A 25,174-nucleotide genomic window follows, 5' to 3' on the forward strand; every position below is an offset into this window, starting at 1 on the left:
CATGATTGACCACAAAGGTCGGGTCAGCCGAAACAGCGCCGTGTGAGGGGCAAACCTCCGCATTTGCTATCAATCAGGACTGTCCTCAATCATGGACAAAGGTTCGCTTTTTCCGCGTATTGGTGAACGAATGCCGACGTTAGCAAATCTGCGCACCGAAGGAGACTTTTCGGATCGTCAACCAATGCTGATGCTTCGGAGAAGATCGATCTGGTGTCCGCTTTCAGGCGATCTCCGTTCCGGGCGGAACGGCCGAAAATGGGGCGCATATCCGACGGGCAGGAACTGGGCCGGTTGCCGATCGTCCGGTTTAATTCCAATTTCATGTAAAGCTGCCGTTAGCCTAGGCGGTGCTCTGCGGCATTGACAATGCCGTAATTTGATAGATGTAGATGCGAACTGTCGAAATCTGTTGGTGCAGACTGAACCATGACTACGACCCGCGCGCTTGCTGCAGCCGCGCTTTTCCTGTCGGCCCCTGCGACAGCACAGAGCCTGGAGCAATCCTACGCCGATCAGTGCTCTGGCGGTCAGAAAACCGAAGTCTGTGACGTGCTGCGCAAGGCCCTGCTTGAAAAGCTGGCGAGCGGGAGCATGGCGTCGGACCAAGTCGGAGCGGATCCCCTCGCGAGCGATGCCTGGCTGGCCTTCGCCATTCTGGCCGATGGAGGATACTGGTACGCGCCCGGCAGCATTCTCCGGTTCGAACCCTCTGCGTCCGGACAAGAAATACGCTTCGAAGACATTCTAAGGGAAAAATCCTCTTCGATCGAACTGCGCCATGGTCGCCCCGTCTGGACGGACGCATCTGGCGAATGGATCACACGGGTTTCCGGCACGACAATCGAAGTTACGAAGGGCGACCAATCCGACAGGCTTCACTTCACCCTTGTGGACGAAGGTTCGCAGTTGTTGCTGGAACGGACCTCTCTGTTTCAGGGCCGGCCCCTTCAGTACGAACCGATCACCTATCGGCGCCTGTCGCCACAGGAGGTCGCCGAAGCAGGCCAAGAGCTTAAGCGCGTCCAAAACCCAGTTGTTGGCGCTCAGGTCTGGGGTGCCCTCGCCGATCGCACGGGGCGGGCATTTTCGGCCAAGGCTAGCTCGGACGGCAGCCAAAGGCGAGTTAACTATTACTACTGGAATGTTCCGGGCGTTTCGCTTTTCGTCGATTCTGCCGATGTGACAAAAGGCAGGATTTCTCAGCAACCGTTTACCTGGATTATGTATTCTTATGATCCGATGACCAAAACCGTAGCGGGCGCCAACGCGGATAGTGTCTTAGTTACCGCGTCCGGCCTGGATGTGAATTATCCTGAAGCGCGTGTTGAGTCCCGGTCCCGCCCTTCCGGCGGTTACACGGAAAGCACGTTCAGGTTGAAGAACGGAAAGTGGAAGAAGACCATCACTTTCGATTACGTTCCGGCCGGACCCGACATCCAATCGACAATCGCCAGATTGACCGCACCCAAACAACGCGGGAGCGGCGGCCTGTTCGGCACGCTGCTGGGTGCGGCGGTCGGCGGGGTGGCCGCTATGGCGGGTGGCGCGGATGGGGCGACTGCGGCAGGGCTGATGTTGAAGGGCGCGGCGGCCACCAGCGGCAACGACCAGATGGCCACCGCCATGGCGAAGGGCAGCGCCGAGGTCGCGGCCAGCAACGCGCAGATGGAAGCGCAGCTTCAGGATTCGATCGACCGCGGCCTGGCGCAGGGCAACGCGCAATATCGCGCGGCGCAGGGGTCGGGCGCTAGTGAACAGGGCGCATCATCCTCGGGCATCGAGGTGAAGACGGTGGAGGCCGCGCCCGCACTCGCCACGGTAGCGGCACCGTCACCGGCACCGGCACCGGCCCCCAAGATGCGGTACTGGCGGTGCATGGCAGCGAAGGGTGGAACCCCCACCATCTATTCCAGCACCTTCGGCGTTCCCTCTGGCTCCCGATGGAATGTTATGACGCTGCGCTCGGCCTACGACGAGTTCCTGCGCGGCCGGGGCAGCGGCTTCCTGCGAGACGTCGGCTGCAGCAGCGCCAGCACCCTCGCCGAAGCCGAAACCCTGAGCAGCTTCAACACCACCGGCCAGACGGTCGAAACCGTCGCCTGGGCCCCGGAATAAGGCGCGGGGTGTCGAAAGAAGCGTTGAGCTAGTTCGCGTCTACACGGCATGTAAGCGGCGCGGTTGTAGCGAAGCTCGCTGGCGCTCATCCCCTTCGGCGTATGGGCTAGCATTAGGTCGACAATCATTCGATCGGCCAAGAGACGCAGGTCCGTCCCAAGCTCGCGCTCGGCCTGTTCGTTCATGATGGTCGAAAAGCTGGAGCGCCAGCCATGCGGCACATGGCGCCCCTTGTATCCTTCGCGATTGTACAGATAGCCGATTGCATTCTCGCTGATCGGCTTCAGACCTGACCGAGTGCCGGGAAAGACGAACGACGAGCGTCCTGTCAGCCAGCGGACGGCGCGTAATGATTCCACCGCTTGCGACGAAAGTGGGACGGGATGCTCGAACGCTTCATCGCTTCGAAGGTGAAGCTCCTGCTTGATCTTGTCCGCTGGCACTTTCCAGAGTGCATCACTGCACTCCGCATCGGCGTTAGCCCAATCGATGCCGATAATATCGTTCCACTCCATGAACCGCACCATACCGGGCCTCTGCGCGGTCAGGGCCAGCAATCGGGCAGCGAGACGATTGACCGGCGAGGCACCCGCTCGGTCGATGTCGCCGATCATGCTGCGTATGGAGCCCACATCAACCAAGGCGGGATAGCGCTTCGAAGGCGGCAAAGGCTTCAATGCATCGTTGATGTCCGCCGCAGGGTTTTCGAGCATTGCCCCTTCGGCATTGGCGTAGCGATAGATGGCAGCCACGCGCTGCTTGACTCGCCGGGCGGTCTCTATCGCGCCGCGGCCCTCGATCTTGCGCAGGATCGATAGCAGCAGGGGCTTGTCGATCTCGGCCATCGGCATCGATCCGAGATGCGGAAAGATATCACGTTCTAGGCTCGTGATGACATCGCTGGCATGGACAGGCTTCCAGCGTTCGATCTGCAGAGCGTGCCACTCGCGCGCCACGTCCTCGAATGACTTTACCGAGCCACTTGCGCCCACCAATCGTCCGCGCCTTGCTGCGTGGCGGGGGTCACGACCCTCACGCAGGATCTTCTTAGCCTCGTCCCGTTTTTCGCGAGCATCGGCCAACGAAACCTCGGGGTATGCGCCGAGCGTCAGCAGGCGTTCCTTCTTCTCGAAGCGATACTTATAACGCCAGCTTTTGTATCCGCTTGCGGACACGTGGAGGTGCAGACCTCGGCTGTCAGTGAGCTTGTAAGCTTTGTCCTGTGCGGTAGCCGCGCGCGCAGCCTTGTCCGTCAGCATCCGATACCCCCAAGCAGCTTGAATCGTTACCCCCGATCTACCCCCACCTGCGTTCGGCTAGGGGTGGATGGCGTCGGACAACATTGGAGTCGCAAATGGCGGGATTGTAAAGCTTTCCGCAGGATTTCGGTGAAGATCGGACCGGTCTGCAAAGGCCGGTGGCGGAGAGGGTGGGATTCGAACCCACGATACGGTTGCCCGCATACCGCATTTCGAGTGCGGCGCATTCGACCTCTCTGCCACCTCTCCGCAAAAAAAGGGGCGTATGTCACGGCGCCATGATGATGCGCCGGAGGGCCGGGAGCGGCGCAGCTAGCCTAATGCGGGGGCGCTGCCAAGCCCTTCCGGCACCCGATTTGCACATTAGGCACGCGCTAACCATTGTGCGCGGGGGCCCGGCGATCTATCTTGTAGGGAATGCAGCTTTCGCAGTTCTTTTCGCATCAGGCGGGCCGTCACATCGACGTACCGTTTACCCGGCAGGCCCGGTTCGGCGTGGGCGACGTCGTTCGTCACAAGATGTTCGACTTTCGCGGCGTCGTGTTCGACATCGATCCCACCTTCGCCAACAGCGAGGAGTGGTACGAATCGATCCCCGCACATATCCGGCCCGAACGCGACCAGCCCTATTATCACCTCTTCGCCGAAAGCGACGATGCCTATTACGTCGCCTATGTCAGCCAGCAGAACCTGGTGGCCGACGGGACCGGCGGGCCGGTCGACCATCCGAGCATTTCCGACATGTTCGACGATTTCGCCGATGGCCGCTACGTGATGCAGCCGGGCATGACGCACTAGGCTTGCGTCAAAGGCGCGGCCATTGCGCCCCGCTCTAGGACCGGATCTTCCACCCCGACTTGAGCAGCGCGAAGACGCCCAGCGCCAGCAGAGTGTTGAAGGCGAGCAGCCCTGCACCCGCCCAGATCACGGGCTCCGCGCCCGCTTCCATGTGCCCGGCAATATCGCTCTGCCCGATAAACCCGTATCGGAAGCCCGAGATCACGTAGAAGAACGGGTTGAAGTGGCTGATCGTGTAGAACGGCTCTTCCAGCCGGTCGATCGTGTAGAACGTGCCAGACAGCAGGCTGAGCGGTGCGACGATGAAATTGGTCACGGCGGCGTTGTGGTCGAACTTTTCCGCCCAGATCGAGGTCGCAAGGCCGAAGAAGCCGAGCATCAGCGCCCCCATCAACCCGAACCACGCAATCGCCCATGGATGCGCGATGGTCAGGTCCGCGCCGGGGTAGAGCCAGATCGCCAGCGCCACCGCGCAGCCGACCAGCACCGCGCGCGTCACCGCCGCACCTACGATCCCTGCCAGCAGCTCGCCATGCGACAACGGCGGCATCAGCAGGTCGATGATCGTCCCCTGGATCTTGCCCGACAGGAAGCTGAAGCTGGAATTGGCAAAGCTGTTCTGCATCATCGCCATGACGATCAGACCGGGCGCGAGGAAGCTTTCGAACGGCACGCCGAGAATCTCGCGCCCGCCCCGCCCCAGCGCGACCGAGAAGATCACGAGGAACAGCAGCGTGGTAAAGGCGGGGGCCCACACGGTCTGCGTCTGAACCTTGAAGAAGCGGCGGACTTCCTTGAGATAGAGGCTCCACAGCCCGATCCGGTTGATCCCGTGAATACGCGGCGCACCCCATTCGGGCAGCGTCGATGCGACGGCGCCTCGCGCGTCGAGGCTCGCCGGCGCGGTGTCGGATGCACTGGCGAATGCGTTGTCTGATTCGGGGGCGGATGCCGGCGGCGCTTGATCGCTCATGCTCCGCCGCCTAAGCGCGTCGGCGAAGGGTGGCAACCCGGGCCTGCAATCCCTAGGTATGTGGCCAATGGACAAGGCTGGCACCAGACAGATGGATATTCGATGAGTTGGACTGAAGAGCGCACCGGGACCCTCAAGCGCATGTGGGAAAGCGGCGCCACCGCGACCGAGATCGCCAAGGAACTGGGCGATGTCTCGCGCAATGCGGTGATCGGCAAGGCGCACCGGCTGGGGCTGAAATCGCGCCCCTCGCCCGTGAAAGCCGCCGAAAAGAAGACCAAGCCCGCGCCCAAGGCCAAGCCTGCGCCGAAGCCCAAGGCGGCGCCTGCGCCGGCCGCGGCCCCCGCACCCACTCCGACACCGGCGGCAAAAGCCGCGCCGGAGCCCAAGCCCGCCGCAGCTCCGCAGGCGCAGGGGCCCGACGCTCCCGCTGGCGAGCAGCAGGCCGACAAGCCCGCGCCCAGCCCGCGGATCGTCTCGGTCGGCCCCGGCGGCTTCCTTCGCCAGGGGCCGGGCGACCAGCAGCCGCCGATCCCGCCCGCTCCGCCGCGCCGGCTTGTGCCCGCCAAGCCCGATCCTTCGATCGCCGACAAGACGAGCCTGCTCGACCTGTCGGAAAAGGTCTGCCGCTGGCCGATGGGCCATCCGGGCGAGCCCGATTTCCACTTCTGCGGCGAGGCCGTGAACCCCGGCTTCCCCTATTGCGTGGAGCATTGCGGACGGGCCTACCAGGCGCAGCTGCCGCGCGGCAGCCGCCGTCCCCCGCCCCCGCTGCCCTATGGCGGCCCGCGGGTGCGCTGAGGCGCGTTCGCACACGCGCCGGACGACCAGAACGACCAATATCAACGCAGCCCGGCTCTCTGTCTCAGAAAGCCGGGCTGCTTCGTTTCAGCCACGGAGACAAACATGGCGCTTTCACTGCATCAGGCGATCATCCCCAACTGGCTCCAGGTGCTGGGTGCCGTCGACGGCCTGATCGACAAGGCCGAAGGCTTCGTGAAGGACGGCAAGATCGAGGAAAAGGCGCTGCTCGAAACGCGCCTGATCGACGACATGCTGCCGCTCGCCTACCAGATCAAGAGCTGCTGGACGCACACGCATCTTGCGCTGGCAGGCGCACGCGAAGGGCGCTTCTCGCCCGACATGACCCCCTATCCCGAGGATTTCGCCACCCTGCGCGACATGATCGCGACCGCGCGCCAATCGTGCGAGGCGGTGAGCGAGGACGAGCTGGAAGGCCTCGCCGGGAACGACATGGTCTTTGCCATCGGCGACAAGTTCCGGCTCGATTTCACCGTGCAGGATTTCCTGCTCAGCTTTTCGAACCCCAATGTCTATTTCCACTCGGCCACGGCCTACGACCTCCTGCGGATGGCGGGCGTGGAAATCGGGAAGCGCGATTATCTGGGCGCGATGCGGGTCAAGCAGAGCGCCGACTAGCGCGCGCCGCGCTGCACCTCGGCGCTTGCGCGCGAACCAGCCCTAACGCTTGCGCGCGAACCAGCTCTAGCGCTTGCGCGCGAACCAGATGGTGTGGCGCGGGCCCTTGTTGTTGGGCCGCGCGCGCACTTCGCGCACCTCGACCTCGAACCCGCCATCCTTCAGCCGGGTGGTGAACTTGTGATCGGGTGCGGCGGACCAGATCGCCATGATCCCGCCGGGGTTCAGCGCGTCCTTCGCCTTGGCGATGCCGGTGCGCGTGTAGAGGCGGAAATTGCTGTCGACCACGATCCCGTCGGGGCCGTTGTCGACATCGAGCAGGATCGCATCGTACTTTGCGCTCGTGCCGTCGTTCGCATCGTCGATCAGCGCCTCGACATTGCACAGGATCGCTTCCCCACGCGGATCGTCGAGGCTCTCGGCGCTGAGATGCGCCAGCGGCCCGCGCGCCCATTCGAGGATTTCGGGCACCAGCTCGGCCACCACGACCTCGCCACCGGAGGGCAGGTTCGCCAGCGCGGCGCGGTAGGTGAAGCCCATGCCGAAGCCACCGATAAGGATGCGGGGCTTGGGCGCGTCCAGCTCCGCCAGCGTGAGCACCGCGAGCTGTTCTTCGGAAAACTGCATGCGCGTCCCCATCAGCTCGTCCCGGCCGAGCATGATGATGAAGTCGCGCCCGTGGCTGACGAGCGTCAGCTCCTTCCCGTCGGGGATCTGGGCGGTGGCGATTGTTTCGCGTGGCAGCATGGGCGTTGCGATAAACGCTACCTTGCGCGGGCGATAGGCCGGAACGCGGACCCTTCGCGAAAAGTTATGAGGGGCAACCCCCGAAGGAGAATTCTCATGACCACCACCGCCCGCATCGCCATCGTTTCCGAAGCAGGAGCGGACTATACAATCGAAGAGCGCGCGATCGCCGATCCCGGCCCGCACGAAGTGTTGATCGAGCTGGTCGCGACAGGCGTGTGCCATACCGACCTCGCGGTGCAGGCGGGCGACCTGCCGACGAACTACCCCGTCGTCCTCGGCCACGAAGGCGCCGGGAAGGTCGTCGCGACCGGATCGCACGTGACCGATATCGCAGAGGGCGACCATGTCGTGCTGTCCTACGGCTCGTGCGGCCATTGCCGCCCCTGTCAGGAAGGCGACCCCGCCTATTGTGCAGACTTCAATCCGCTCAACTTCATGAACAAGCGGCAGGGCGACGATGCGCCCGTCTTCGACGATGGCCCGAACGCCGCCTTCTTCCAGCAATCGAGCTTTGCCACCCATTCGATCGCGCACGAACGCAACGTGGTGAAGATCGATGCCGACGTGGACATCTCGCTGCTCGGCCCGCTGGGCTGCGGCATCCAGACCGGCGCGGGCGCCGTGATGCGCACCGCACAGCCGCCCGCGGGATCGAGCCTGCTCGTCTCGGGCGTCGGCAGCGTCGGCATGGCGGCGATCATGGGCGCGAAGGTTGCCGGATGCTCGCCGATCATCGCGGTCGATACGAACGAGGATCGCCTGACGCTCGCGAAGGAACTGGGCGCGACCGACACGGTGCACGTTACCAAGGATGCGAACGTTCCCGAACAGGTCCGCAAGATCACGGGCTCTGGCGCAGACTACTCCATCGAATGCAGCGGCAACGCCACCGCCGCACGCGCGGCGTGGGAATCGCTCGCCCAGCGCGGCACCATGGTGGTGGTCGGTGCGCCGCCTGCCGGGACCGAATATTCCTTCGATGCCAACGAACAGATCCTCTCGGGCCGCAAGATCGTCGGCTGCGTCGAAGGCGATTCGAAGGTGAAGCAGTTCATCCCGACGCTGGTCGATCTCTACCAGAAGGGCCTGTTCCCGTTCGACAAGCTCGTGAAGCGCTACCCCTTCGACAAGATCAACGAAGCGGTGGCCGACCTGCACGATGGCAAGGTGTTCAAGCCGATCCTCGAAATGGGCTGACCTTCGACCCGACGACAGCCGGGAAACACACGGGGGGCCGCGCAGCGCACAGCTTCGCGGCCCTTCGCATGTCCGTCAGCCTTCCGGTGCGACCAGCCTAGCTGCGGCGATGCCTGCAAGCGCACAGGCGACATCCTCGTCACCCGATGCGCCCGAGACGCCGATCGCGCCCAGCGGAGTGCCATCGGGGGCGGAGAACGGCACGCCGCCCGCCCAGTCCGCCAGCAGAGGCGCGCTGCCGCCCCATGTCGCAGTGGCCGCGCTCGGCTGGCGATAGGTTGCAGCCGACTTGCCCTTCCACTGCGCGACCTCGGCGATGGCGGTGGGCGTTCCGTCCATATGCGCGGTGGTGATCAGGCGCCCGGCATCGTCGAACACCGCGAGCGAGATCGTCAGGTCGCGCTCGCTCGCCCAGGCGACACAGCCATCGCGAACCTCGGATGCGGCGGCATAGGTGAGCACCGTGCGGCTTTCCTGCGCGGCGGCGGGCATGCCGCACGGTCCAAGCAGCGCTGCCGCGATCGCTCCCGAAACTATCATGTGGCGCATTGCGTCCCCTTCCCTTCGAACCCGGCCCTAGCATGCGAAGTGGCGGGCGAAAGGCAAGCGCGCGCACGAAAAAGGGCCGCGGAGCGCAATGCCCCGCGGCCCTCTTCGTGTCTTGTCTTCCTGCAGTCAGCAGGAAGCGGACATTAGTCCTTGAGGAAGTCGGGCATGTGCGCGGGGCCATCATTGCCCCCGCCGCCATTGCCGCCGTCGCGATTGCCACCGCGACCACCGCGATTGCCGCGACGATCGCCGCCACGGTCACCGCGCGGACCGCGATCACCGCCGCCTTCGCGCTTTTCACGCGGCGGACGGGTGTCTTCCAGCTCTTCGCCGGTTTCCTGGTCGACGACGCGCATCGACAGGCGGACCTTGCCGCGGTTGTCGATCTCGAGGACCTTGACCTTCACTTCCTGGCCTTCGGAGACGACATCGGTCGGCTTCTCGACCCGCTCGTTCTTCATTTCGGAGACGTGGACGAGGCCGTCCTTGCCACCCATGAAGTTCACGAACGCACCGAAGTCGACGATGTTGACGACCTTGCCGTTGTAGATCTTGCCGACTTCGGCTTCCTCGACGATGCCTTCGATCCAGCGCTTCGCAGCTTCGATCTCGTCGGCATTGGAGGACGAGATCTTGATCACGCCTTCGTCGTCGATGTCGACCTTGGCGCCGGTTTCAGCGACGATCTCGCGGATCACCTTGCCGCCCGTGCCGATGACGTCGCGGATCTTCGACTTGTCGATCTGCATCGTCTCGATACGCGGAGCATGCTTGGACACGCCCGTACGTGCGGAGCCCAGCGCCTTGGTCATTTCACCCAGGATGTGCGCGCGGCCGGCCTTCGCCTGCTCGAGCGCCTTGGTCATGATTTCCTGCGTGATGCCGGCAACCTTGATGTCCATCTGGAGCGAGGTGATGCCGTTTTCCGAACCCGCGACCTTGAAGTCCATGTCGCCCAGGTGATCTTCGTCACCCAGAATGTCCGACAGGACGGCGAAATCGTCGCCTTCGAGGATCAGGCCCATCGCGATGCCGCTGACAGGACGCTCGATCGGAACGCCCGCGTCCATCATCGACAGACAGCCACCGCATACGGTCGCCATCGAGGACGAGCCGTTCGACTCGGTGATGTCGGACAGGACGCGGATCGTGTAAGGGAAGTCTTCATGGCTCGGCAGCACAGGGTGCAGCGCGCGCCATGCGAGCTTGCCGTGGCCGATCTCGCGACGGCCGGTGAAGCCGAAGCGACCCACTTCGCCGACCGAATAGGGCGGGAAGTTGTAGTGCAGCATAAAGTGATTGTACGAAAGGCCCTCGAGCCCGTCGATCATCTGCTCGGCATCCTTGGTGCCCAGCGTGGTGGTGCAGATCGCCTGCGTCTCACCGCGCGTGAACAGCGAGGAACCGTGCGTGCGGGGCAGCAGGCCCACGATCGCTTCGATCGGGCGAACCTCGTCGAGCTTGCGCCCGTCGATCCGCTGGCCGTCCTTGAGGATGGCGCCGCGAACGATCTCGCTTTCCAGCTTCTTGACCAGCTTGATCGCGGTCATCTTCTGCTGGCCGTCGAACTCTTCGCTCGAATAGTGCGCCTTCACCTTCTCGCGCGCTTCGTTGAGCGCGTCCGAACGGGCGGACTTGTCGGTCAGCTTGTAGGCCTTGGCGATGTCGTCGCCGATCATCTGCTTGATCGCCGACTTCATGTCCGAGTGATCGTCGCCGCTGGCGAGTTCCCACGGATCCTTGGCGGCCTGCTCGGCCAGGTCGATGATCGCACCGATGACCTTGCGGCATTCGTCATGCGCGAACATGACGGCGCCAAGCATTTCTTCCTCGGTCAGTTCCTTGGCTTCGGATTCGACCATCATCACCGCGTCGTTGGTCGCAGCGACGACCAGGTCGAGGCGGCCTTCGTCGTCCAGAGCGGCGCTCTGGGTCGGGTTCAGTTCGTATTCGCCATTGCGGAAGCCGACGCGTGCCGACGCGATCGGGCCCATGAAGGGCACGCCGCTGATGGTCAGCGCAGCCGAGGCCGCGATCATCGCGACGATATCCGGCTCGGTCTCGCCATCGAAGCTGAGGACCTGGCAGATAACGTTGATTTCGTTGTAGAAACCTTCGGGGAACAGCGGCCGCACGGGGCGGTCGATCAGGCGCGAAACCAGCGTTTCCTTTTCGGTCGGACGCGCTTCACGCTTGAAGAAGCCGCCCGGGATGCGCCCGGCGGCAGAGAACTTTTCCTGATAGTTGACGGTGAGCGGGAAGAAATCCTGCCCTTCCTTCACCTTCTTGGCGGCCGTCACGGCGCACAGCACCACGGTTTCGCCATAGGTGGCCAGCACGGCGCCGTCGGCCTGACGGGCAATGCGGCCGGTTTCCAGAGTGAGGGTCTTTCCGCCCCACTCCAGACTGACTGTTTTCGTATCGAACATTGATTATCCTTCTGACCCGCCAGCCTTATTGCACGGCGGGGCCTACTGCCGGGGATACCGTCCCGGTCCGGTGCGGGGCGCTTCATATGCCCCATTTGTCCGCGCCCTGCCGGATTGCAGGATCGCGAATAGACGAAGGGGCGGCCCATCCTGAGCCGCCCCTCCGAGAAAACTCTTATTTGCGAAGACCCAGCTTCTGGATCAGCGCGTTGTACCGCTCGACGTCTTTCTTCTTGAGATAGGCGAGCAGGTTGCGGCGCTTGTTGACCATCATCAGGAGACCACGACGACTGTGATTGTCCTTGTGGTTGTCCTTGAAGTGATCGGTCAGGTTGCGGATCCGTTCGGTCAGGATCGCGACCTGCACTTCGGGGCTGCCCGTGTCGTTGTTGCCCTGGGCGTTGTCCTTGATGATCTCTTGCTTGCGCTCGGCGGTTACCGACATTCATTCTACTCCGCGACATCGGGAAAGTTGAAACCCCGCACGATTTTCATCGTGCCGCCTTCGATCTCCACCAGCGCCACCGGGACGCTGCCCGATTTCGCGAAATAGAGCCCGTCAGCATGGGGCAATCCGGAAAGGACCCGGCCCTGGCGGGCCGCCTGCGCTTGCTCCGGATCGAGGGAAAGGGCCGGGATGTCGTCCAGCCCCGCCTCCAGCGGCAGGATGAGGTCGTGCAATGGCGCGCCGTTAGCGATTTCGTTCAGTTTGTCCAGCGAAATCGCCTGTTCTTCGGCGAACGGGCCTGCGCGCGTTCTCCTCAGATAGGTAACGTGACCGCGCGTTCCAAGGGCCAGCGCGATATCGCGTGCCAGAGAGCGGATATAGGTGCCCTTGCTGACCGTCGCCTCCAGCGTGACGCTTTCCGCCAGTTCGAGCGGCGCGGAAGGGTCGTAGGGGTCCGGGCGTCCGGTGGTGGTCTGGAAAGTGGATTCCAGATCCTCCCCGGCACGGGGAGGGGGACCATCCGCAGGATGGTGGAGGGGCGCCTTAGACGCACCTGCGTCGTCTACAGCCGAATCTGGCGAGGGTGCCCCTCCACCGTCTTCGACGGTCCCCCTCCCCGTTCCGGGGAGGAATTGCAGCGAGTGAACCGTCACCTTCCGCGCCTTCAATTCCACATCCTCCCCCGCCCTCGCGCGGTCGTAGGCGCGCTTGCCGTCCACCTTCAGCGCCGAATACGCAGGGGGCACCTGCTCGATCGGGCCGGTGAAATGGTCGAGCACGCCCGCCACGGCAGCCAGCGGCGGGAAGCGGTCGCTGCGCGCGATGACCTCGCCCTCGGTGTCGAGCGTGTCGGTCTCCTCGCCGAACTGGATGGTGAAGACATAGGTCTTGGTCGCATCGAGCATGCGGCCCGCCAGCTTGGTCGCCTCGCCCAGCGCGATCGGCAGCACACCCTCGGCCAGCGGGTCGAGCGTGCCGCCATGGCCGATCTTGGTCTTGGCATAGCCGCCTTCGCGCAAATTGCGCTTCACCGCCGCAACGCCTTGCGTCGAACCCATGCCGCGAGGCTTGTCGAGAATCAGCCAGCCAGAAGGCGGCACGGTCTTTTCATTCGTGGTCACGAAAGCCCGCCTAGCCAAACCGCGCCATATAGGCCAATTGCTTGGCGAGTATGAGCGAGCCTTTCGACCTTGTCGTCATCGGCGGCGGCATCAACGGCGCCGGAATCGCGCGCGACGCCGCAGGCCGCGGCCTGCGCGTCCTGCTGGTGGAAAAAGACGATCTCGCCCAGCACACCTCCAGCGCCAGCACCAAGCTGGTCCACGGCGGCCTGCGCTATCTCGAGCATTACGAATTCCGGCTGGTGCGCGAAAGCCTGCAGGAACGCGAGGTGCTGCTGCGCAACGCCCCGCACATAATCTGGCCGCTGCGCTTCGTCCTGCCGCATCATTCGGGCCTGCGCCCATCATGGCTGCTGCGCACCGGGCTGTTCCTCTACGACCATATCGGCGGTCGCAAGCTGCTGCCCGCGACCAGGGGCGTCGACCTGCGCAAGCCGCCCCATGCCAGCATCCTCAAGCCGACCCTCGAGAAAGGGTTCGAATATTCGGACTGCTGGGTCGAGGATTCGCGTCTCGTCGTGCTCAACGCGGTCGATGCGAAGGAGCGCGGCGCGGATATCCGCACGCGCACCGAATGCACCGGGCTGGTGCGCGAAGGCGACCTGTGGCGCGCAACCTTGCGCGACGCGGATGGCGAGACGCAGGTGACGGCATGCGCCGTGGTCAATGCTGCCGGGCCGTGGGTCGATGCGGTGCTCGGCCGCGCGCTGCCGGGCGAACGCCACGCGAACCTGCGGCTGGTCAAGGGCAGCCACCTGATCGTGCCGAAGCTGTGGGAGGGCGAGCATTGCTACATCTTCCAGAACGGCGACGGGCGCATCTGCTTCGCGATCCCTTACGAGCGGGACTTCACGCTGCTCGGGACGACGGACGAGGCCTTCGACGGCGATCCGGACCAGGTCGCGATCAGCGACGAGGAGGCGGCCTATATCTGCACCTCGGTCAACGAATACCTCGCCACCGAAGTGAAGCCGGGCGATGCGGTATCGAGCTATTCGGGCGTGCGCCCGCTGTACGAAGACGCGGCGGCGAAGGCTTCCGAAGTCACCCGCGACTACGTGTTCGAAGTCGACGACAAGGGGGGCGCGCCGATCCTCTCGGTCTTCGGCGGCAAGATCACGACCTTTCGCCGGCTGGCCGAACATGCGCTGGAAAAGCTCGATCCGGGCGGCGAGGCCTGGACGCGCGACGCACCGCTGCCCGGCGGAGAGATGCCGGTGGACGGGCACGCGAGGGTGGTTGCGGCCTGCGCCTGGACCGGCCTGCCCGAACCCGTCCTCGCCCGGCTCGTGCGCGCCTACGGCGTCCGCATTGCCGACATCATCGGAAGCGAGAGCGCGCCATCCGATCTCGGCCCCGAAATCGCGCCCGGCGTCTTCGAGGCAGAGCTGGCCTACCTGCGCGATGTCGAATTCGCCCGTAGCGGCGAGGATGTGCTGTGGCGGCGCAGCAAGCTGGGCCTCCATCTGGACGAAGCGGGACGCTCGGCCATCATGCGCTGGATGGAAAGCTAGCCCGCAACCCAGTCGGTGATCGACAGGAACCGGCCCATCATCCACTCGACCGGCGGGCCGATGGTGTTGGCGAGGATCCCGCTGTCGGGGAACATCCAGACCACCGCGATCAGCACGACGAACAGGATCATGCCGACCTGCTGCAGCCGGTTCCAGTGCACCGCGAGGCTGCGCGGCAGCAGCCCTTCGACGATATGCGAGCCGTCGAAAGGCGGAATCGGGAGAAGGTTGAAGAAGGCGAGGAAGACGTTGATCATGATGAAGAAGAACAGCGCGGTGGGCAGCTTCGCGATCTCGCCGTTGGCCCCCGCGACCTGCGGCAGGCCCGTCTCGCTCGCGATCAGGCCCGCCTCGGGCGGAAGCGCCAGCCCCAGCGCAACCGCTCCGATCAGCGCCAGCACGAGGTTGCTCAGCGGCCCGGCGGCCGCAACCGCCATCATGCCGTAGCGCGGGTTGTTCAGCCGGCGGCGCACGACAGGCACCGGCTTGGCCCAGCCGAAGATCGGCCCGCCCACCAGCGCAAGGAAACCAGGCACCAGCAGCGTGCCGACCGGATCGACATGCCTGATCGGATTGAGCGTCAGCCGTCCGCGATCGAACGCGGTGCTGTCACCCAGCGCGAGCGCGACCCAGCCATGCGCCACCTCGTGGCACACGATCGCGATGATCAGCGCGGGGATCAGCAGCGCGGCGAAGGTGAGCGTGTCGGTCATTGCGGCGTCTATGTGGGGTCGGCAAGGTCGGAAACGAAGTGTTTGCGACAGACCGCGACATAGCGTTCGTTGCCGCCGATCTCGGTCTGCGCCCCCGCGACCACCGGTTGTCCCGCCTCGTCGACGCGCTGGTTCATCGTCGCCTTGCGCCCGCAATGGCACACAGCCTTCATCTCGGTGAGCTTGTCGGCGATGCCCAGCAGCACCGCCGAGCCGGGAAACAGCTCGCCTCTGAAATCGGTCCGCAAGCCGTAGCAGATCACCGGAATATCGTGCCGGTCGGTCAGCCGTGCGAGCTGCCACACTTGGTCGCGCGTGAGGAACTGCGCCTCGTCCACCAGCACGCAGGCGAGCGGCGATGCTCCCTCCCCGTCCCCTGCATCCCGGCCCGCGCGCTCTTCGAGGACCCGCGCGGCGATATCGGTATCGGTCCCGAAGCGGTGCGCATCGCTGGTCAGCCCGATGCGGCTGTTGATCGCGCCGAAGGCCGGGCGATTGTCGACCGCCGCCGTCCACAGCGACACGTCCATGCCGCGCTCGCGATAATTGAACGCGGTCTGGAGCAGCAGCGCGCTCTTGCCCGCATTCATGCTCGCAAAATAGAAATAGAGCTTGGCCATCGGCCCGCCTCTATGCCGGGGAGCGCGCGCCTGTCCAAAGATAAAGCGTCGAAGGACAAAGCGCGCAAAAGTTAAGCCCCGCGACAGGCTGGTGCCGCAATGCTAGCCCGGTTAGCGAGGAGCAATATTGAAGGGGAAGAACATGGCAAGCGCCACGCAGGCACCCGAGCAGAAGGGTTTTCTGGGCTGGGTCGAGAGGACCGGCAACCGATTGCCCGATCCGGTCTTCATCTTCTTCTACCTGATCATCGCGCTGGTGATCATCTCGGTGATCTGCGCGCTGGCCGGCGTGTCCGCGCTGCACCCGACCGAAGTCGACGAGGCGAGCGGAGCGCCCAGCGTGATCGAGGCGGTGAGCCTGCTGAGCGCGGAGAATATCCAGCGCCTGTGGGTCCTGATGCCCGAGACGTTCACCCACTTCCACCCGCTCGGCTACGTGCTCGTGGTGATGCTGGGCGCAGGTGTGGCCGAACGCTCAGGCTTCTTCGCGGCGGGCATGTCCAAGGCGGTAAAGGCCGCGCCCAAATCGCTGCTGACGCCGGTGGTCGCGCTCGTCGCGATGCTCGGCAACCATGCCGCCGATGCGGGTTACGTGGTGCTGATTCCGCTTGCGGGGATCCTCTTCGCCGCCGCCGGACGCCATCCGCTGGCGGGTATCGCGGCGGCTTTCGCAGGCGTTTCGGGCGGCTTTTCCGCCAATATCTCGCCCGGCCAGCTCGACGCGCTGCTGTTCGGCATTACCGAGGAAGCGGTGGGCGCGAGCATGCTCGCCCCCAGCTGGACCGCCAATATCGCGGGCAACTGGTACTTCATCAGCGTGATGACGTTCCTCTACCTGCCGATCATCTGGTTCGTGACCGATAAGATCATCGAGCCGCGACTGGGCCGGTGGACCGGCGGCGCGTCCGCCGGTGCGGCCAACGACGACACCAGCCCCGACCCGAGCGAGCACGACGGTGCCCGAGCCTCCAAGGGCTTGCGCCATGCAGGCATCGCCGCGCTGCTGGTGATCGCGCTATGGGCCGCGATGGTCTTTGCGCCCGGCACGCCGCTGATCGACGAGGCGGCCTGCGTGGCGGACGACGGCTCGCGCCTTGCCGACTGCTCGATCCATACCGAACTCGGGCCGCTCTACAGCTCGCTCGTCGCGGCGTTCTTCATCCTCTTCCTCGCCACCGGCTGGGCCTATGGCCGCGCCGCTGGGACGATTCAGAACCACCGCGACCTCGTGAACATGATGGCCGAATCGATGAAGGACATGGGATATTACCTCGTCCTCGCCTTCGCCGCCGCGCATTTCGTGGCGATGTTCAACTGGTCCAATCTCGGCCTGATTTCGGCGGTGCATGGCGCGGGCGCGATCGAGTCGACCGGCCTGCCGCTGCCCGCAGTGATCGGGCTGATGGTGCTCTTCACCGGGCTGCTCAACCTCTTCGTCGGCTCGGCCAGCGCCAAGTGGGCGCTGCTCGCGCCGATCCTCGTGCCGATGCTGATGCTGCTCGGGATCAGCCCCGAAGGCGCCACGGCGGCCTATCGCGTGGGCGACAGCGCGACCAACATCATCACCCCGCTGATGGTCTATTTCCCGCTGATCCTGGTGTTCGCGCAGCGCTGGCAGCCCGATTTCGGGCTCGGCAGCCTGACCGCGATGATGCTGCCCTATTCGATCTGGCTGCTGGTCTTCGGTACCGCGCTGATCGTGGGGTGGTTCTACCTCGGCATCCCGCTCGGCCCGGATGCGCCGGTGGGCTATGCCATGCCCGACATGGCCGCACCGGCAGGAGCGGAGACGCCCGCCGCCACGCCGTCGAGCGAGGCGGTGGCGAACCCGCAATAGGCGCTACTCTTCCTCATCCCCATCGAGGTCGCGCGCAACCTTGGGGTCGTTGAGGAGGCGTTCGATCCGGTCGGCTTCCTCGAAGCTCTCGTCGGGGCGGAACTGCAGCCTGGGCGCGAATTTGAGGCCGAGCCGCTTGGCGACCTCGCGCTGGAAGAACGCGGTGTTGGTGCGCAGCGCCTTGATCACGGCGTCCTCATCTTCGCCCAGCAGCGGCTTCACGTAGACGCTGGCGTGCTTGAGGTCGGGCGTCATCTTCACCTCGGTCACGCTGACCGAATGCGCGCTGAGCGTTTCGTCGTGCACTTCGCCCCGGGTGAGCAGTTCGGACAGGATATGCCGCACCCGCTCGCCCACCTTGAGGACGCGGACCGAGTGCTGTTCGGCGGAAAATTGCTGTTTGGCCATATCGTCCAGAGATAGGGGCACGTTGCAGCCCGCTCAATCCCCCGGCGCGCGACAATGCCGTTTGCGGTGCTAGCTGTCCGTCGGCGGGGGTGTCGGGATCGCGGTCGAGGTCGCGCGGGCGAGCAGGCGGCCTTCGGAGTCGAAAAGCTCGCCTTCGAGGAACGCCACCTTGCGCCCCGCCTTCACCACGCGGCCCTTGGCGGTGATCCGCTCGAGCGAGACCATCCGCACGAAGCTGAGGTTCATATCGAGATTGAGCGGCAGCGCTTCGTTATCGGTGCTGGCGAGCAATGCGGCGCCCATCACCTCGTCCAGAAACCCCGCGATCAGCCCGCCCTGCACCGCCCCTCTGGGCGAGGCGAAGCTGGGCGGCGGATCATAGGTGAAAGTGACCTCGCCCTTTGCCGAGTCCCAGCTCTGGAACTGCGACCCCATCAGCTCCGCCGAGGGCGAGCGCTGGGTTTTGAAGAGCTGGGTCATTGGCTTTTGATCAGGGACCAAAAATCAACGTGGCTGCGAGAGCAAGAGCGATCAGAAAGACAAACACAAGCCCTACGACGCCAATCACACCGCCCACTCGGCTTGTCATACTGACCTTGTAGCTCATACTTCTCTCCTCTGGCCGGAAGTACCACTTCCGGCCAAACCCCACTTACAGCGTCCGTTCACGCTCCTCGACTTCGAAGACTTCGAGCTGGTCGCCTGCCTTGATGTCGTTCGTGTCTTCCAGCACCACGCCGCATTCGAGGCCTGCGCGCACTTCGTCGACGTCGTCCTTGAAGCGCCGCAGCGAGGCGATGGTGGTGGACGAGACGATGACGTCGTCGCGGGTGAGGCGGGCGTGGAGACCCTTGCGGATCGCGCCTTCCTCCACCAGCAGGCCCGCCGCCTTGTCCTTCTTGCCGGACTTGAAGACTTCCTTGACCGCGGCACGGCCGACGACGTTCTCGATCCGCTCGGGGCCAAGCTCGCCCGCCATCTCCTTCGCGATCTCCTCGGTCAGGTGGTAGATGACGTCGTAATACATCATCCGCACGCCTTCGCGTTCGATCTGCTGGCGCGCCTTGGCATTGGGACGCACGTTGAAGCCGATGATCGGCGCGTTGCCGGCAGCCGCCAGCGTCACGTCGTTCTCGGTAATCGCGCCCACGCCCGAATGCAGGATGCGGACCTTGATGAGGTCGTTCGAAAGGTTGGTGAGCGCGGTCTTGATCGCCTCGACCGAGCCCTGAACGTCCGCGCGGACCAGCAGCGGGAATTCGACCGCCTTGTTGGCCAGGCTGGAGAACATCGCATCGAAGTTCGTCGGGGCGAGCGCGGTACGCGCCTCGTTCGCCTTGTCCTGACGATATTCGGCGACTTCGCGCGCACGCTGCTCGTTCTCGACCACGGCGAGCTGGTCGCCCGCGTTCGGCACCCCGCCGAGGCCGAGGACCTCGACCGGCATCGAAGGCCCGGCTTCCTTGATCTGCTTGCCCTGGTCGTCGACGATCGCGCGGACGCGGCCGCTCATCGTCCCGGCAACCAGCGCATCGCCCTTCTTGAGCGTGCCGCGCGTCACCAGCACCTGCGCGACGGGGCCTCGGCCCTTGTCGAGCTGCGCCTCGATCACCGTGGCTTCCGCCGCGCGATCTGGGTTGGCCTTGAGCTCCATCAGTTCGGCCTGGAGCGCGATCTTGTCGAGCAGGTCGTCGAGCCCGGTGCCCTTGAGCGCGGAGATTTCCACGTCCTGCACGTCGCCCGACATCGCCTCGACGATGACTTCCTGTTCCAGCAGGCGCTCGCGCACCTTCTGGGGGTTGGCCTCCTCTTTATCCATCTTGTTGATGGCGACGATGATCGGCGTGCCCGCAGCCTTGGCGTGGCCGATCGCCTCGATCGTCTGCGGCATGATGCCGTCGTCGGCGGCGACCACCAGCACGACGATATCGGTCACGTTGGCACCGCGCGCGCGCATTTCGGTAAAGGCGGCGTGGCCCGGCGTGTCGAGGAAGGTGATCTTGCTGCCGTCCTTCGTCTTCACCTGGTAGCTGCCGATATGCTGGGTGATGCCGCCCGCTTCACCGCGAGTCACATTGGTGCCGCGCAGCGCATCGAGCAGGCTGGTCTTGCCGTGGTCGACATGGCCCATGATCGTGACGACCGGAGGACGCGGCTGCAGCGTCTCTTCCGGATCGACGTCTTCCTCGGCCTTGATGTCGATATCGGCTTCGGAAACCTTCTGGATGTTGTGGCCGAACTGCTCGACCAGCAGTTCCGCGGTGTCCTGGTCGATCGTCTGGTTGACGGTGACCGCCATCCCGAGGCTGAACAGTTCCTTCACCAGGTCCGCGCCCTTTTCGGCCATGCGGTTGGCGAGTTCCTGCACGGTGATCGCCTCGGGGACGATCACGTCGCGGACCTGCTTCTCGCGCGGCTTGGACGAGCCGCCGCCCTGCATGCGGCGTTCCTTCTCGCGCGCACGCTTCAAGGCGGCGAGGCTGCGGGCGCGGCGGCCCTCGTCCTCGTTGAGCGCCTTGGTGACGGTCAGCTTGCCCGAGCGACGCTTGTCGACGCGCTCGGCGCTCTTCGAAGGCTTGTCTTCCTTCTTGGCCTTTTTCTCGGGCTTCTTGGGTTCGGGCCGCTGGACCGGCGTGAACTTGCGCGCGGCCGGGCGGGCGGCCTTGCCGCCGTCGCTCTGGTCTGCTGCAGGCTCTTCGGCGGGCGCCTGCGTTTCGGCCTCGGCTTCGGCTGCTACCGGATTCCTGGCCTCTTCCTCGGCCTGCTTGGCAGCTTCTTCCCTGGCCTTGGCGTTCTCCTCGGCGCGCTTCTTCTCTTCCTCGGCCGCCTTCCTGGCCTGCTCGTCCTCGCGCTTGCGCGATTCCTCGGCCTGGCGAAGCCGGTCTTCCTCGGCCTCGCGCTGAAGACGCGCGACCCGTTCCTGCGGAGTTTCCCCGGCGGGCGCGGGCTTCTTGGGCGCGGGCTTCTTCGCGGCCGGCGCAGGCGCTGGCGCAGGTGCCGGTGCAGGCGTCGGGGCCGGAGCCGGAGCCTTGGCCTCCTCGGCTTCGGGCGCAGGCGCGGGCGCGGATTCGCCGGGCTTCAGGATCTTGCGACGACGCTTCACCTCGACCGCGACCTTGTTGGTGCGGCCGTGGCTGAAGGTCTGCTTGACCTCGCCCGATTCCACGCTCCGCTTGAGGCCAAGCGGTTTACGGGTCCGGGTGTTGTTTTCGTCGTCGCTCATAAAACTCGTTTCTTCCTTCGGTCACATCGTCGCGAAAAGAGAGGCCGCCGTCTAGGTGGCCCCGTCCTCGCTCGCGTCTTCGCGGGTCCCCGCAGACGCATTCCTATAATGCAGCAGGCGCGTCAGGGCCTGGTCGACCCGCTTCGCCGCCGCTTCGTCGGCGAGCGCCAGATGGACAACATTGTCGCGGCCCAATGCCACAGACAGCGCCTCACGGTCCAGTGGCAAGCGCGTTCCGCCCTCGCCGCTGCCTTCGCGATCCATCCCGACGCGCCACGCCTGGTCCAGCTTGGACGCCCCGCCCTCGCTCGCATCGGCGGCGTGGTAGAGCGCGGCGAGCACGCCGCCACGCGCATGCTCGGCAATCCGTTCGGACCCCAAGATAAGGTGTCCGCTGCGCATTTCGAGGCCCAGCCGGTCGGTGAGCGTGCGCAGCAACCCCGCATCGATCTGCGCGGGCAGGTCGTCGGGCACCTGCGGCGGGGCGGATTTGAAGGCGCGCGCAAGCGCTCCCTTCAGCTTGCCCTTGGCGATCGATTCCTCGAGCTCGGCACGCGAAACGCCCAGCCATGCACCGCGGCCCGGCGCACGCGCGCGCGGATCGGGCAGCACGATGGATGTCCCGTCCGGCCCCGCCGGAGAGATGGCGAGCCGGATCAGCTCGGCCCGCTCACCATGGCGTCCGGTCAGGATGCACTTGCGCTCCGGCGATGTCTCGCCGGGGCGCGTGCGCTCGATTGTCGGCGTCAGGCTCTCATTGTTCGGAGTCCGCATCGGCGGCCTCCTGTTCGGTTGGCGCATCGGCTTGTGCCGGGGCGCTTTCCTCCGCCTTCTCGGGTGCGGACGTATCCTCTTCATCTTCGAACCAGTGCGCGCGAGCAGCCATGATGATCTCGTTGCCCTGCTCTTCGGTCAGGCCGTATTCGCCCAGCACGCCGCCCTTGTCCTGCTCGCGCTGCGGACGGCGCATCGGCGGGCCGTCGGCATTGTTGTTGCGACGGCGCGGCGCCTCGCGCTTCTTGGCGATCAGTTCGTCGGTGGCGAGATCGGCCAGATCGTCGAGCGTCTTGATCCCCGCCTTGCCCAGCGTGACCAGCATGGCTTCGGTCAGGACCGGCAGTTCGGCCAGATCGTCTTCCACGCCCAGTTCACGGCGCGCCTCGCGGTGCGCGGCTTCCTGCCGCTCGAGCGCTTCGTTGGCGCGGCTCTGCAGTTCCTCGGCCAGTTCCTCGTCGAAGCCTTCGATCATCGCCAGCTCGTCGAGCTGGACGTAGGCGACCTCTTCCAGCTCGGCGAAGCCTTCGGCGACGAGCAGCTGCGAGAGCGTTTCGTCGACGTCCAGCTCTTCCTCGAACATCTTGGAGCGAGCAGCGAATTCCTTGCTCTGCTTTTCCGAGGCTTCTTCCTCGGTCATGATGTCGATCTGGTTGCCGGTCAGCTGGCTGGCGAGGCGCACGTTCTGGCCGCGGCGACCGATGGCCAGCGACAGCTGGTCTTCGGGCACGACCACCTCGATGCGGCTTTCGTCTTCGTCGAGCACGACGCGGCTGACGGTGGCGGGCTGGAGCGCGTTGACGATGAAGGTCGCCTGATCCTCGCTCCAGGGAATGATGTCGATCTTCTCGCCCTGCAGTTCCTGCACGACGGCCTGGACGCGGCTGCCCTTCATGCCGACGCAGGCGCCGACGGGATCGATGCTCGAGTCATGCGAGATGACGCCGATCTTGGCGCGGCTGCCCGGGTCGCGGGCGGCGGCCTTGATCTCGATGATGCCGTCGTAGATTTCGGGCACTTCCTGCGCGAACAGCTTGCGCATGAAATCGGGATGCGCGCGGGTCAGGAAGATCTGCGGGCCGCGGTTGTTGCGCTCGACCTTGCTGATCAGCGCGCGGATGCGCTCACCCGTACGGGCGGCCTCGCGCGGGATCTGCTGGTCGCGGCGAATGACGCCCTCGGCCCGGCCGAGATTGACGATCACGTGGCCGAATTCGACCGACTTGATGACGCCGGTGATGATCTCGCCCGCGCGGTCCTTGAATTCCTCGAACTGGCGCTCGCGCTCGGCATCGCGGACCTTCTGGAAGATCACCTGCTTGGCCGACTGCGCATCGATGCGGCCCAGATCGACCGGCGGCAGCGGATCGACGATGAAGTCGCCCAGCGATGCGCCGTCCTGCAGCTTCTGCGCCTGTTCGAGGTTTACCTGCTTGAAGTAGTCCTCGACCTCTTCGACCACCTCGACGACACGCCACAGGCGCAGGTCGCCCGTCTGCGGGTCGAGCTTCGCACGAATGTCGTTCTCCGCACCGTAGCGGTTGCGGGCGGATTTCTGGATCGCCTCTTCCATCGCTTCGATCACGATCGACTTGTCGATCATCTTTTCCGAAGCGACCGAGTTCGCGATCGCGAGGAGCTCCGCACGGTTTGCGGAAATGGCAGTGGCCATCAGTCGTCAGCCTTTTCTTGTTGGTCTTCTTGTACTTCCTCGGCACCCGTGGTGTCGAGCGGTCTGGTCGCGGCGATCAGCTCGTCGGTGAGGACGAGCTGCGCTGCATGGATCTGTTCGCGCGGGAGTTCGACATCGCCCGCCTTGCGGTCGGTGATGGTGACCATGTCACCCTCAATGCCTTTCAGGCTCCCACGATAATTGCGCTGACCCTCGTAACCCTTGGCCATCGAAATCTTCGCCTCGTGCCCCGCCCAGTCGGCAAAATCCTTGTCGCGGGTCAGCGGGCGGTCGATGCCGGGCGAGCTGACTTCGAGGTGGTAGGCCCCTTCGATCAGCACGTCGCCCTGTTCTTCCAGCGCGTCGATCTTCGCAGAGACAGCTCGGCTCAGCGCGGCGCATTGCTCGATCACCAGCTGCCCGGTCGCCGGGTCTTCGGCCATGATCTGGAGCGCCTGCGTGCCGTCGCCGGCTTCGGACGGCATCATCTTCACGCGCACGAGATCGAATCCCAGGGCCTGTGCCTCGGGTTCGATGATCTGTGTCAGTCGCGCGATATCCGCCATAAGTCTCCGCTTTTCCTGTCCGATTGCCATGACCATGCCGCTTGGTGCCGGTGCCTTGCGGCCCGGCCCAACATGGTGCCAGCGATGTCGGGATGACGCCTAGTTAGATGCGGTCGGCGAAAAATGCAACGCTATTTGCCCTTATTACCCGGTCACGTGTTGCGCGGCTTGAACCACGGCTCTTCGCTGCGCTCGATTGCGAGGGCGCCCGCGAAGGGCCGGCAAAGCCGGTAAGCCTCCTGCGGAGTGCCGCCCAGCCACGTGGCCCAGGCTTCGCGCGGCAGGACGACCGGCATGCGGTTGTGGACCGGCGCCACCTGATCGCTGGCCTCGGTCATGATCATGCTGAACGCTTCGCCCCACTCGTCGGTCTGCCGCCCGATTCCCGCGGTGGCGAACAGCGGCGCATCGGGCATCGCAAACCACGTGCGCGTCATCGCTCCCCTTTGACCCTCCGCCTCGGCGAAGCGGGTGACCGGGATCAGGCACCGCCGCTGCTCGAAACTGGCGCGCCAGAAGACATTCTTGAGCGTGTCGGTCCGGGTGTTGTTGACCGGCTTGGGCTTCAATGGCCGACCCCTGGCGCCGGTCCGATGGAGCGGGAAGCCCCAGACCATCGGTCTCACCCGTCCCTCTGCAACCACCGGCGCGGCATATCCAGGAAACACTTCTTCCGCGGTGTTCGCGCCGAAATCCCGTGCGATGGCATCGAAGAAATCCGCGATTTCTGTCTGCGAGCTGCGAATATTGTAAAGATTGCACATT

At 64.9% G+C, this 25,174-nt stretch carries 22 protein-coding genes and 1 tRNA gene; 6 read left to right on the forward strand and 17 right to left on the reverse strand.

Annotated features, from left to right (window positions below; translation table 11 throughout):
* Positions 1–1,970 precede the first annotated feature (1,970 nt).
* Positions 1,971–3,377 carry a tyrosine-type recombinase/integrase gene (locus DL238_RS13480; RefSeq protein WP_234031114.1) on the reverse strand — a complete coding sequence of 469 codons (1,407 nt, stop codon included), beginning with the start codon at positions 3,375–3,377 and terminating at the stop codon, positions 1,971–1,973.
* Positions 3,378–3,536: 159 nt separating this feature from the next.
* Positions 3,537–3,626: transfer RNA gene (locus DL238_RS13485), tRNA-Ser, on the reverse strand.
* Positions 3,627–3,794: 168 nt separating this feature from the next.
* On the opposite strand from DL238_RS13485, the gene hspQ reads away from it, so the two are divergent.
* Complete coding sequence (gene hspQ / locus DL238_RS13490) at positions 3,795–4,175, forward strand: heat shock protein HspQ (protein WP_115492978.1); 381 nt, start codon at positions 3,795–3,797, stop codon at positions 4,173–4,175.
* Between the two features lie 34 nt (positions 4,176–4,209).
* On the opposite strand, the gene DL238_RS13495 is transcribed toward hspQ, so the two are convergent.
* Positions 4,210–5,148, reverse strand: coding sequence for an ABC transporter permease (locus DL238_RS13495; RefSeq protein ID WP_115492979.1), 939 nt, complete (start codon positions 5,146–5,148; stop codon positions 4,210–4,212).
* Between the two features lie 102 nt (positions 5,149–5,250).
* On the opposite strand from DL238_RS13495, the gene DL238_RS13500 reads away from it, so the two are divergent.
* Positions 5,251–5,949 (forward strand): GcrA family cell cycle regulator, encoded by a 699-nt coding sequence (locus tag DL238_RS13500; protein WP_115492980.1) that lies wholly within the window; start codon positions 5,251–5,253, stop codon positions 5,947–5,949.
* 105 nt (positions 5,950–6,054) lie between these two features.
* Entirely contained in the window at positions 6,055–6,588 is a 534-nt protein-coding gene (locus DL238_RS13505; protein ID WP_115492981.1) for a DUF1993 domain-containing protein, read from the forward strand.
* Between the two features lie 66 nt (positions 6,589–6,654).
* Here the strand turns inward: DL238_RS13505 and DL238_RS13510 are convergent, their stop codons facing one another.
* Complete coding sequence (locus DL238_RS13510) at positions 6,655–7,335, reverse strand: spermine/spermidine synthase domain-containing protein (RefSeq protein WP_115492982.1); 681 nt, start codon at positions 7,333–7,335, stop codon at positions 6,655–6,657.
* Between the two features lie 96 nt (positions 7,336–7,431).
* On the opposite strand from DL238_RS13510, the gene DL238_RS13515 reads away from it, so the two are divergent.
* Entirely contained in the window at positions 7,432–8,535 is a 1,104-nt protein-coding gene (locus DL238_RS13515) for an NAD(P)-dependent alcohol dehydrogenase (protein WP_115492983.1), read from the forward strand.
* 75 nt (positions 8,536–8,610) lie between these two features.
* Here DL238_RS13515 and DL238_RS13520 read toward each other — a convergent pair whose 3' ends face one another.
* The 4 genes from DL238_RS13520 to truB all read right to left on the reverse strand — a co-directional run bounded on the left by DL238_RS13520 (position 8,611) and on the right by truB (position 13,019).
* A complete protein-coding gene (locus DL238_RS13520; protein WP_115492984.1) occupies positions 8,611–9,084 on the reverse strand; it encodes a GlcG/HbpS family heme-binding protein in 474 nt (157 codons plus the stop codon).
* A 143-nt stretch (positions 9,085–9,227) separates the two neighbouring features.
* A complete protein-coding gene (pnp, locus tag DL238_RS13525) occupies positions 9,228–11,513 on the reverse strand; it encodes a polyribonucleotide nucleotidyltransferase (RefSeq protein ID WP_115492985.1) in 2,286 nt (761 codons plus the stop codon).
* A gap of 175 nt (positions 11,514–11,688) precedes the next feature.
* Positions 11,689–11,958, reverse strand: coding sequence for a 30S ribosomal protein S15 (gene rpsO / locus DL238_RS13530; protein ID WP_115492986.1), 270 nt, complete (start codon positions 11,956–11,958; stop codon positions 11,689–11,691).
* A 5-nt stretch (positions 11,959–11,963) separates the two neighbouring features.
* Entirely contained in the window at positions 11,964–13,019 is a 1,056-nt protein-coding gene (truB, locus tag DL238_RS13535) for a tRNA pseudouridine(55) synthase TruB (RefSeq protein WP_234031154.1), read from the reverse strand.
* A gap of 113 nt (positions 13,020–13,132) precedes the next feature.
* Here truB and glpD point away from each other — a divergent pair, with 113 nt between their 5' ends.
* Positions 13,133–14,596, forward strand: coding sequence for a glycerol-3-phosphate dehydrogenase (gene glpD / locus DL238_RS13540; RefSeq protein WP_115492988.1), 1,464 nt, complete (start codon positions 13,133–13,135; stop codon positions 14,594–14,596).
* Here the strand turns inward: glpD and DL238_RS13545 are convergent.
* Together DL238_RS13545 and DL238_RS13550 are read right to left on the reverse strand one after the other, a co-directional pair.
* A complete protein-coding gene (locus DL238_RS13545; protein WP_115492989.1) occupies positions 14,593–15,309 on the reverse strand; it encodes a site-2 protease family protein in 717 nt (238 codons plus the stop codon). The genes glpD and DL238_RS13545 overlap by 4 nt on opposite strands.
* Positions 15,310–15,317: 8 nt before the next feature.
* Complete coding sequence (locus DL238_RS13550) at positions 15,318–15,929, reverse strand: thymidine kinase (RefSeq protein ID WP_115492990.1); 612 nt, start codon at positions 15,927–15,929, stop codon at positions 15,318–15,320.
* A gap of 142 nt (positions 15,930–16,071) precedes the next feature.
* Between DL238_RS13550 and DL238_RS13555 the strand changes: the two genes are divergently transcribed.
* Positions 16,072–17,766 carry an AbgT family transporter gene (locus DL238_RS13555; RefSeq protein ID WP_115492991.1) on the forward strand — a complete coding sequence of 565 codons (1,695 nt, stop codon included), beginning with the start codon at positions 16,072–16,074 and terminating at the stop codon, positions 17,764–17,766.
* 3 nt (positions 17,767–17,769) lie between these two features.
* Here the strand turns inward: DL238_RS13555 and rbfA are convergent, their stop codons facing one another.
* The 7 genes from rbfA to DL238_RS13590 all read right to left on the reverse strand — a co-directional run bounded on the left by rbfA (position 17,770) and on the right by DL238_RS13590 (position 25,173).
* On the reverse strand, positions 17,770–18,174 hold the full coding sequence (gene rbfA, locus DL238_RS13560) for a 30S ribosome-binding factor RbfA (RefSeq protein ID WP_115492992.1): 405 nt from the start codon (positions 18,172–18,174) through the stop codon (positions 17,770–17,772).
* 69 nt (positions 18,175–18,243) lie between these two features.
* Positions 18,244–18,654, reverse strand: a complete 411-nt coding sequence (locus tag DL238_RS13565; protein ID WP_115492993.1) for a PaaI family thioesterase — start codon at positions 18,652–18,654, stop codon at positions 18,244–18,246.
* A gap of 172 nt (positions 18,655–18,826) precedes the next feature.
* Positions 18,827–21,397: a translation initiation factor IF-2 gene (gene infB, locus DL238_RS13570; protein WP_115492994.1), complete on the reverse strand. Its 2,571-nt coding sequence runs from the start codon at positions 21,395–21,397 to the stop codon at positions 18,827–18,829.
* 51 nt (positions 21,398–21,448) lie between these two features.
* Entirely contained in the window at positions 21,449–22,171 is a 723-nt protein-coding gene (locus DL238_RS13575; RefSeq protein ID WP_115492995.1) for a DUF448 domain-containing protein, read from the reverse strand.
* Positions 22,152–23,843: a transcription termination factor NusA gene (gene nusA, locus DL238_RS13580; protein ID WP_115492996.1), complete on the reverse strand. Its 1,692-nt coding sequence runs from the start codon at positions 23,841–23,843 to the stop codon at positions 22,152–22,154. The genes DL238_RS13575 and nusA overlap by 20 nt, the downstream gene beginning before the upstream one ends.
* The gene (rimP, locus tag DL238_RS13585; protein ID WP_115492997.1) at positions 23,843–24,409 is read right to left on the reverse strand and encodes a ribosome maturation protein RimP; all 567 of its coding nucleotides are present in this window, start codon (positions 24,407–24,409) and stop codon (positions 23,843–23,845) included. The genes nusA and rimP overlap by 1 nt, the downstream gene beginning before the upstream one ends.
* Positions 24,410–24,561: 152 nt before the next feature.
* Positions 24,562–25,173 carry an SOS response-associated peptidase gene (locus tag DL238_RS13590; protein ID WP_115492998.1) on the reverse strand — a complete coding sequence of 204 codons (612 nt, stop codon included), beginning with the start codon at positions 25,171–25,173 and terminating at the stop codon, positions 24,562–24,564.
* Between the last annotated feature and the right edge of the window lies 1 nt (position 25,174).

This window comes from Alteriqipengyuania lutimaris, assembly GCF_003363135.1.
GTDB lineage: Bacteria > Pseudomonadota > Alphaproteobacteria > Sphingomonadales > Sphingomonadaceae > Alteriqipengyuania > Alteriqipengyuania lutimaris.